An 8,981-nucleotide genomic window follows, 5' to 3' on the forward strand; every position below is an offset into this window, starting at 1 on the left:
GGCACCGAAAGAGAGACGGTCGGACCATGTCAGAAACCGTAAACCTGCCCGCACTGGGCGAATCCGTGACCGAGGGCACCGTGACCCGGTGGCTCAAGCAGGTCGGTGACGAGGTCGCCGTCGACGAGCCCCTGGTGGAGGTCTCCACCGACAAGGTCGACACCGAAATCCCCTCCCCCGTGGCGGGCGTGATCGAGGAGATCCTCGTCGAGGAGGACGAGGACGTCGAGGTCGGCGCGCCCCTGGTCGTCATCGGGGACGGCTCGGGCTCCGGGTCCGGCGGCGGATCGGCCCAGGATGAGGCCGCCGAGGAGGCCGTGGACGCCGCGACCGAGGCCGGGACCCCCGAGGCGACCGACGAGGCCGCCGAGCAGAAGTCCTCCGGCCAGGAGTCCTCGGGCCAGGAGCAGGCCCCGCAGGCGGAGGCCCAGCAGAGCGGCGAGGGCAGCGAGATCACCCTGCCCGCGCTGGGCGAGTCCGTGACCGAGGGCACCGTGACCCGGTGGCTCAAGCAGGTCGGCGACGAGGTCGCCGTCGACGAGCCGCTGCTGGAGGTCTCCACCGACAAGGTCGACACCGAGGTCCCCTCCCCGGTGGCCGGGACCCTGCTGGAGATCCGGGTGCAGGAGGACGAGGACGCCGAGGTCGGCCAGGTCCTGGCGGTCATCGGCTCCGGTTCCGCCCCCTCCGGGGGTGCGCCCGCCGAGCAGCCGGCCGCGGACTCCGCCGCCGAGCAGAAGCCGGCGAAGCCGTCCTCCGCCGGCGGCGAGGGCTACGAGGGGTCCTCCTCCGGGGAGCAGGAGAAGGCCCCGTCCCGCGACGAGGCGCTGGTCGAGACCGACGAGCCCGCGATGGCCGACACGTCCGGGGACCAGCAGCAGGACGCCGCCGAGCGCGACGGCGTCCGCACCGAGAACGTGGAGGCCCCGACCGGTGACAACTCGTCCTACGTGACCCCGCTGGTGCGCAAGCTCGCCAAGAAGGAGGGCGTGGACCTCTCCACGCTCACCGGCACCGGTGTGGGCGGTCGCATCCGCAAGCAGGACGTGCTGGCCGCCGCGGAGCAGCAGAAGAGCGCTGCGGCACCGGCCGCCGAGGCCCCTGCCGAGCCGGCCGCCGCCGCACCGGCGCAGGAGGCCGCCCCGGCCGCGCCGAAGGCGGACGCCAAGCGCGGGACCACCGAGAAGGCCCCGCGGATCCGCATGACGATCGCCCAGCGCATGCGCGAGTCCCTGCAGGAGGCCGCCCAGCTGACCCAGGTGACCGAGGTCGACATGACCCGCGTGGCGGTGCTGCGTGACCGGGCGAAGGTGAAGTTCCAGCAGCGGGAGGGGGCCAAGCTCACCTATCTGCCGTTCTTCGCCAAGGCGGTGGCCGAGGCCCTGCAGGCCCACCCCAAGCTCAACGCCACCTTCAAGGAGGCCGAGAAGGAGATCGTCTACAACGGCTCGGAGAACATCGCCATCGCGGTGGACACCCCGAAGGGCCTGCTGGTGCCGGTCATCAAGAACGCCGGCGACCTCAACCTCGGCGGCCTGGCCAAGCAGATCGCGGACCTCGGCTCCCGGGCCAAGGACGGCAACATCACGCCGGACGACCTCACCGGCGGCACGTTCACGATCACGAACCTCGGTTCGTTCGGGGCGCTGTTCGACACCCCGATCATCAACCAGCCGCAGGTCGCGATCCTCGGCACGGGATCGATCGTGAAGCGCCCGATGGTCGTCGCCGACGCCGACGGCAACGACACCATCGCCATCCGTCAGATGTGCTACCTCTCGCTGACCTACGACCACCGCCTGGTCGACGGCGCGGACGCCGGTCGCTTCCTGCAGGCGCTCAAGGCGCGCCTGGAGGAGGGCCGCTTCGAGTCCGAGGTGGGCCTCTGACCGGCCACCGCTGAGCATCTGCCTGCGGCACCGGGAGGGCGTGTTCCTGCTCACAGGGACGCGCCCTCCCGGCGTCCGCGGGCACCCCCTCCGATAGGCTCGAAGGCATGACTTTCCTGACCGGACTCCTCGTCTTCCTGCACCTCGTCGGCGCCGCGATCATCGTGGGAACCTGGATCTACACCATGAAGCGCCCGACGGTGTCCCCCGGACAGTTTCACGCCTCTCTGCTGAGCCTGGTCACCGGCCTCCTGCTCGTGGCGATCCACGAGATGGGCGACGGCGACGTCAACCACGTCAAGGTCGCCGTGAAGCTGCTGATCGCCCTCGCCGTGGCGGTCGCCGCCTTCGTGGGCCAGCGGAGGACCCGGCGCGGGGAGACGGTCTCGACCGGTCTCGCCCATGCCGTGGGCGGGCTGGCGCTGATCAACATGGCGGTCGCCACCCTCTGGTGAGACCTTTCCACCGCTGCACCTCCGACGACCGGACCCCCGGCGCTGCCCGTCAGCCCCGGGGGTCCTGCCGTGCCGGCTCCCGCCCGTCCGCGCCCGGCGACTCGTCGGTGCCCGCCGCGGGCTCCACCGCGGCCAGCCGCCAGCCCCGCTCCCCGTCGACCAGGACCACGACCACCGTCTGCACCCATCCGTCCCCGGCCGGCACCACGGAGGGGATCGAGCCGGGACCGCCGCGGTAGCCGTCCACCCGCACGTCGGCCACCAGCTCGGTCCGGCCCGGCTCCGCGGACCCCGACGGCGCGTCTCGGACGCCCTCGACCTCGAGCACGAGCCCGGGAAAGCCCCCGCGTGCCCGGTCAATGGTGTCCCGGTCCGCCGCCGCGGCCTCGGCGCCGGGCGCGTACACCCCCTCCAGCAGCCGCGCGTCAGCGGTGCGCAGGGCCTCGCCCCGACGCGCCACCAGCTCCCGCAGTGCCTGCCGGGGATCCGCGCGGTCGGCGGGGTTCGGCGGAGCCGCCACGACGGGTCCCGGCGCCGCCGGGACCGACGGCCCGGGAACGCGGGGTCGGCCCGGGGATGCGGTCACCGGATGCGTGGTCACCGGATGCGCCCCCGGGCCCGGAGGCGGAGCCGGCCCTCCCCGGGAGAGCAGGTGCACGCTCCCGGCGGCCAGCAGCAGCGCCGCCGCACCCACGAGCACGGCCCGGCCTCCGCCGCCCGCCCGCGCCCGTTGCGGACGGGCGGCGGCGTCCCCGGGGGTGTCGGGGATCGGCTCCTGCGCCCGCCCGAACCGGACGGCCAGTTCCGCCGCGGTGGGACGGGCCGAGGGATCGGCGGCGAGGGCCGCCTCGACGGCCCGGACGAGTCCGGGCGGAGCGCCGGGGCACAGCAGGGACAGAGGCATCCGCGGGGCCTCCCGGGCCGGTGCCCGCCCCGTGAGCGCCGCCCAGCCGAGGGTCCCCAGGGCGCGGACGTCCTCCTCCGAGCTGCCGGAGGCCGTGCCCGCGCGCACGGCGGCGAGGTGCCCGGCGCCGTCCGGAGCTGCTGTGCCCGCTGCCGGGGTCGCGGCCCGGGCCGCCGGGCTGCGGAACAGGACCTGCCGGGCGGAGAGCTCTCCGTGGCACCGGCCCAGACCGTGCAGGGCCGCCAGGCCCGCCGCGGCGTCCCGGAGCACCGCAGCCGCCTCGGCGGGCGCCAGCCGTCCGCGCTCGGCCAGCCGGTCGGCGAGGGAGCCGCCCCCCAGGAAGTCCTCGACCAGCCCCACGGGTTCCGCCGCGGGGCCCAGCAGTCCGCGCACGGCCACGAGACAGGGCTCGTCCCGGCTCCCCAGGGCCACCGCGAGCGAGCGGAGCGCGGCCCGCGACCGGTCCCGCTCCGGTCCGGGCCCCTCCGGGCAGGTCCGCAGGACGAAGTGCTCCCCGGAGCGGGCCTCCCGCACCAGCCACGAGCGCCCGCCCAGGCGGCGCACTGGTTCCAGGCCGTCCTCGGGCGGGAGCCGCGGTGCGGTGTCCTCGGTCCGCGTGCCGGGGCGGACGTCCGCGCGGTCGTCGCGGACCGCGGCGGCCAGGCGTGCCCGGGCGGAGACGGAGAGGGCCCGGGCGGGCTCGTGGTGGCCGCCGTGCGCGGCAGGGCGCTGCTCCATGCCCCCAAGCATGCCCCCGCCGTCCGGGGCCGGGGGCTCTGTCCACAGCCCTCCGCCCGGCGCGCGCCTCGTCGGGCGCGCGATAGGCTGGGCTCATGTCCCTCTGCTTCGAACGGCTCGGCTTCGACCCGCACCTCGTCGACTACCGCTCGGCGCTGGAGCTGCAGAAGAACGTGCACCGCGAGGTCGTCGCGGGCGAGCGGGCCAACACCGTGCTGCTGATGGAGCACCCCCCGGTCTACACGGCCGGACGGCGCACCGAGCCCCACGAGTACCCCTCGGACGGGTCCGAGGTCGTGGAGATCGGGCGCGGTGGCAAGCTCACCTACCACGGCCCCGGGATGCTGGTGGGCTATCCCATCGTGCGCCTGACCACGCCCATCGACGTCGTGCGCTTCGTGCGCCTGCTCGAGGAGATCATCCTGGCCGTGGTCGCGGACTTCGGGGTGGCGGCGACCACCGTGGCGGGCCGCTCTGGGGCGTGGGTGCTCGCGGACGAGCGCGGACCGGACCGCAAGATCGCCGCCATCGGCGTGCAGGTCTCCAAACGGACCACCATGCACGGCTTCGCCCTGAACTGTTCCAACGACCTGCGGCCGTTCGGCAGGATCATCCCCTGCGGCATCACCGACGCCTCCGTCACGAGCCTCTCGCAGGAGACGGGCCGGCGAGTGACCCCGGAGGCGGTGGTCGCGCGCATGGAGCAGGAAATATCCGCCCGCCGGGACGAGTTGTGCGAACAGTTCGCCCCGTCGGGGACCCCGGGTCCGCTCCCCTGGCCCACCGCCGTCAGCTGACCCGCGCCCGCGCCCGGTACCACCGGGACCGTGAGCGCACCACCGTCGACATCTCGACAAGGAGACCGACCATGACCGTTGCCCCCGAGGGCCGCCGCCTGCTGCGCGTCGAGGCGCGCAACGCCGAGACGCCGATCGAGAAGAAGCCGTCCTGGCTGAAGAACACCGCACGGATGGGCCCCGAGTTCCAGGAGCTGAAGTCGCTGGCCCGCGGCAAGGGCCTGCACACCGTGTGCGAGGAGGCCGGCTGCCCCAACATCTACGAGTGCTGGGAGGACCGGGAGGCCACGTTCCTGATCGGCGGCTCCAAGTGCACCCGCCGCTGCGACTTCTGCGACATCGCGACCGGCAAGCCCGACCTGCTGGACGTCACCGAGCCCCGCAAGGTGGCGGAGTCCGTCAAGGAGCTGGGCCTGCGCTACGCGACCGTCACGGGGGTGGCGCGCGACGACCTCGACGACGGCGGCGCCTGGCTGTACGCGGAGACCATCCGCGCGATCCACACGCTGAACCCCAACACCGGCGTGGAGATCCTGATCCCCGACTTCCAGGGCAAGCCCGACCGGCTGCAGCAGGTCATCGACGCCGGGCCGGAGGTGTTCGCCCACAACGTCGAGACGGTCCCGCGCATCTTCCGCCAGATCCGGCCCGCGTTCACCTACGAGCGCTCCCTGGACGTCATCACCCAGGGCAAGGACGCCGGGATGATCACCAAGTCCAACCTCATCCTCGGCATGGGCGAGACGAACCAGGAGATCCACGAGGCGCTGTGCGACCTCAACGACGCCGGGTGCGACATCATCACGCTCACCCAGTACCTGCGCCCGTCCCCGCTGTTCCACCCGATCGACCGGTGGGTCAAGCCCGAGGAGTTCGTGGAGCTCTCCGAGATGGCCGAGGAGATCGGCTTCCTCGGCGTCATGGCCGGCCCCATGGTCCGGTCCTCGTACCGCGCGGGCCGGCTGTGGGCCCGCGCCATGGAGAAGTCGGGCCGGGCGATCCCGGACCACCTGGCGCACATCGAGGACACCGGCAGCGCCTCCCAGGAGGCGTCCTCGCTCGTCCAGCGGCTGCGCTGAGGTCCGGCGGGGCGCGGCCCCGCCCACCCGCTAAACTGGAGGACGGACCACGGCCGGGCGCCCTGACGCCCTGACGCCGTGGTTCCCCCGGAACGCCGCCACCGCACCACAGGACGAGGTCTCACCGTGTCACCTTCCCACGCCAAGTCGCGCCCCACGTCGCGATCCACCTCCCCCGGGAAGCCGACGGGGAAGCCGACCGGGAAGCCCACCCGGGCGCAGAAGCGCGAGGCGAAGAAGCAGCGGAAGGCGACCAAGGGACCCGGCTTCCTCGGCCAGATCAAGCAGGTCTTCAAGATGACCCGCGAGGTCGAGCCCAACATCGGCTGGTGGATGCTGCTGATCGGCCTCGGCGTCCTGCTCGTCTTCCTGCTGATCGGAGTCCTGCTCGGGAACTGGATCACCGGGCTGCTCATCGGTCTGCCGTTCGCCCTGCTTTCGGCCTCCTTCTACCTCTCCCGGCGAGCCGAGCGCGCCGCGTTCGCCCGGATCGAGGACCAGCCCGGGGCCGCCGGCGCCGCGCTGTCCGCGTTGCGCCGCGGCTGGATCGTCGAGGACCAGCCGGCCGCCATGGATCCCCGCACCCGCGACCTCATCTTCCGCGCCATCGGCCGGCCCGGCGTGGTCCTCGTGACCGAGGGCCCGGCGGCACGGGTGGACAAGCTCGTCGCCAAGGAGCGCCGCCGGATCGGCCCCGTGATCCAGAACGTGCCGATCCACGTCATCAAGACCGGCAAGGGCGAGGGCCAGGTCCCGCTGCGGGAGCTGTCCAAGCGGATGAAGAAGCTCGACAGGAAGCTCACCAAGCAGGAGGTGCAGACCGTGCACAAGCGGATCAGCACCCTCGGCAACCGCCTGCCCATCCCCAAGGGCGTGGACCCGATGCGCGCCCGTCCGGACCGCAGGGCCATGCGCGGCCGCTGAGCCGCCGCCCCTGGACCGACACGGAGCCCCTCCCCTTCCGCGGAAGGCGAGGGGCTCCGTCGTCGTGCCGGGCGCCTTTCCCGGGGCGCGCTCAGCGTGTGCGGACGAGGACCGTGTCCGCCGCCCGGTCGTGCAGGCCGCGCTGGTCCGGGTCGAACACGACGGCCGGGAGCACGAGGCACAGCAACGAGGAGCGGACCGCGGCACGGGCGAAGCCGGCCGGCCGCCCGGCCAGCGTCTGCACCTGCAGCCCCATCAGGAGGTGGCCGAGGGTGTGGCCGGTCGTGCCGACCAGCAGCACGTTGAGCCCGAGCAGGAACACGAGGGTCATCAGGCCCTGCTCGTTCCACTGGGGCACGAGCCACTCGGCAAGGGCCCAGCACAGGAACCAGTCCACCACCAGGGCAAGGATCCGCCGCCCCACGCGTCCCACGGAGCCCGGGCCCTGCTCCGGTCTCCCGAGGCGCTGCCCCGGGTACCGCTGCCGGCCGGTCCCCGGCCCCTCGAGCCACGAGCCCACGTCACGTCTGTCGATCATCCCCTCAGGGTATCGGGGTCAGGGACTCCCCTAGACTGGCGGGAGACCGTGGCTCCCCGGCGTCTTCCGCGTAACACCGAGGAAACACCCGGGACACGGAGCCTTAATGCCCGGTCCGTAGCGTTGTCCCCGGAAACGGACGCCGATCGAGCGTTCCCGGCACGGCGGTCCAGCCCACCTATCAAGGAGAACAGCACATGTTCCAGACACCCGAGGAAGTCCTCACGTTCATCAAGGACGAGGAGATCGTCTTCGTCGACGTCCGGTTCACGGACATGCCCGGCGTGCAGCAGCACTTCAACCTCCCCGCCAAGTCGGTGGACGACGACTTCTTCGTGCACGGGCAGCTGTTCGACGGCTCCTCCATCCGGGGCTTCCAGGGCATCGCCGAGTCGGACATGCAGCTCATCCCGGACCCGACGTCGGCGTTCGTGGACCCGTTCCGCGTCGAGAAGACGCTCGTGGTCACCTGCTCCATCGTGAACCCCCGCACCGGTGAGCCCTACCACCGCGACCCCCGCGGCGTCGCCGAGCGCGCCGAGGCCTACATGACGTCGACCGGCATCGCGGACGTGGCCAACTTCGCCTCCGAGGCCGAGTTCTTCATCTTCGAGGACGTCCGCTACGACATCCAGCCGCAGGGCTCCTTCTACGCCATCGACTCCGACGAGGCGCCCTGGAACACCGGGCGCAAGGAGGAGGGCGGGAACCTGGGCAACAAGACCGCCACCAAGGGCGGCTACTTCCCCGTCTCCCCGGTCGACAAGCAGGCCGACCTGCGCGACGCCATGTGCGTGGCCCTGGACGAGGTGGGCCTCGAGGTCGAGCGCTCCCACCACGAGGTGGGCGGTCCCGGTCAGGCGGAGATCAACTACAAGTTCAGCACGCTCACCCGGGCCGCCGACGACCTGCAGAAGTTCAAGTACGTCATCAAGAACACGGCGGACGCCTTCGGCAAGTCGGCCACGTTCATGCCCAAGCCCGTCTACAACGACAACGGCTCCGGCATGCACTGCCACCAGTCCCTGTGGAAGGGCGGCGAGCCCCTGTTCTACGACGAGAAGGGCTACGCGGGCCTGTCGGACGTCGCCCGCTGGTACATCGGCGGTCTCCTGGAGCACTCCTCGGCCGTGCTGGCCTTCACCAACCCGACGGTGAACTCCTACCGCCGCCTGGTCAAGGGCTTCGAGGCTCCGGTCAACATGGTGTACTCGCAGGGCAACCGCTCCGCCGGCATCCGCATCCCGATCACGGGCACCAACCCGAAGGCCAAGCGCCTCGAGTTCCGCGCCCCGGACCCCTCGTGCAACCCGTACCTGGCCTTCGCCGCCCAGCTGATGGCGGGCCTCGACGGCATCCGCAACCGCATCGAGCCGGCGGACCCGATCGACAAGGACCTCTACGAGCTGCCCGCCGAGGAGGCCAAGGACATCAAGAAGGCCCCGGCCTCGCTCGAGGAGGCGCTGCTGGCCCTCGAGGAGGACCACGAGTTCCTGCTCGCCGGCGACGTCTTCACCGAGGACACCATCCGGTCCTGGATCGACTACAAGCGCGAGTTCGAGCTCAAGCCGCTGTCCGTGGTCCCGCACCCGCTGGAGTTCTCGATGTACTACGGCGTCTGAGCCGCAGCAGCACCACGGGGAGGGCCCCGGACCCC

At 72.4% G+C, this 8,981-nt stretch carries 8 protein-coding genes; 6 read left to right on the forward strand and 2 right to left on the reverse strand.

Annotated elements, in window-relative coordinates; translation table 11 throughout:
* Positions 1-26 precede the first annotated feature (26 nt).
* Together sucB and ABD220_RS04510 are read left to right on the forward strand one after the other, a co-directional pair.
* Positions 27-1,889 carry a 2-oxoglutarate dehydrogenase, E2 component, dihydrolipoamide succinyltransferase gene (gene sucB, locus ABD220_RS04505; RefSeq protein WP_344120193.1) on the forward strand — a complete coding sequence of 621 codons (1,863 nt, stop codon included), beginning with the start codon at positions 27-29 and terminating at the stop codon, positions 1,887-1,889.
* A gap of 107 nt (positions 1,890-1,996) precedes the next feature.
* Positions 1,997-2,344 carry a hypothetical protein gene (locus ABD220_RS04510; protein ID WP_344120196.1) on the forward strand — a complete coding sequence of 116 codons (348 nt, stop codon included), beginning with the start codon at positions 1,997-1,999 and terminating at the stop codon, positions 2,342-2,344.
* Between the two features lie 49 nt (positions 2,345-2,393).
* On the opposite strand, the gene ABD220_RS04515 is transcribed toward ABD220_RS04510, so the two are convergent.
* Positions 2,394-3,986, reverse strand: a complete 1,593-nt coding sequence (locus tag ABD220_RS04515) for a serine/threonine-protein kinase (RefSeq protein WP_344120198.1) — start codon at positions 3,984-3,986, stop codon at positions 2,394-2,396.
* Between the two features lie 95 nt (positions 3,987-4,081).
* Between ABD220_RS04515 and lipB the strand changes: the two genes are divergently transcribed.
* The 3 genes from lipB to ABD220_RS04530 all read left to right on the forward strand — a co-directional run bounded on the left by lipB (position 4,082) and on the right by ABD220_RS04530 (position 6,786).
* Positions 4,082-4,783: a lipoyl(octanoyl) transferase LipB gene (lipB, locus tag ABD220_RS04520; protein ID WP_344120200.1), complete on the forward strand. Its 702-nt coding sequence runs from the start codon at positions 4,082-4,084 to the stop codon at positions 4,781-4,783.
* Between the two features lie 71 nt (positions 4,784-4,854).
* On the forward strand, positions 4,855-5,862 hold the full coding sequence (lipA, locus tag ABD220_RS04525; protein WP_344120201.1) for a lipoyl synthase: 1,008 nt from the start codon (positions 4,855-4,857) through the stop codon (positions 5,860-5,862).
* Between the two features lie 126 nt (positions 5,863-5,988).
* Positions 5,989-6,786 (forward strand): DUF4191 domain-containing protein, encoded by a 798-nt coding sequence (locus ABD220_RS04530; protein WP_344120202.1) that lies wholly within the window; start codon positions 5,989-5,991, stop codon positions 6,784-6,786.
* 91 nt (positions 6,787-6,877) lie between these two features.
* Here the strand turns inward: ABD220_RS04530 and ABD220_RS04535 are convergent, their stop codons facing one another.
* Positions 6,878-7,324, reverse strand: a complete 447-nt coding sequence (locus tag ABD220_RS04535; RefSeq protein WP_344120203.1) for an RDD family protein — start codon at positions 7,322-7,324, stop codon at positions 6,878-6,880.
* Between the two features lie 197 nt (positions 7,325-7,521).
* On the opposite strand from ABD220_RS04535, the gene glnA reads away from it, so the two are divergent.
* The gene (gene glnA / locus ABD220_RS04540; protein ID WP_344120205.1) at positions 7,522-8,946 is read left to right on the forward strand and encodes a type I glutamate--ammonia ligase; all 1,425 of its coding nucleotides are present in this window, start codon (positions 7,522-7,524) and stop codon (positions 8,944-8,946) included.
* Positions 8,947-8,981: the final 35 nt, after the last annotated feature.

Source organism: Kocuria aegyptia, from assembly GCF_039530085.1.
Lineage (GTDB): Bacteria > Actinomycetota > Actinomycetes > Actinomycetales > Micrococcaceae > Kocuria > Kocuria aegyptia.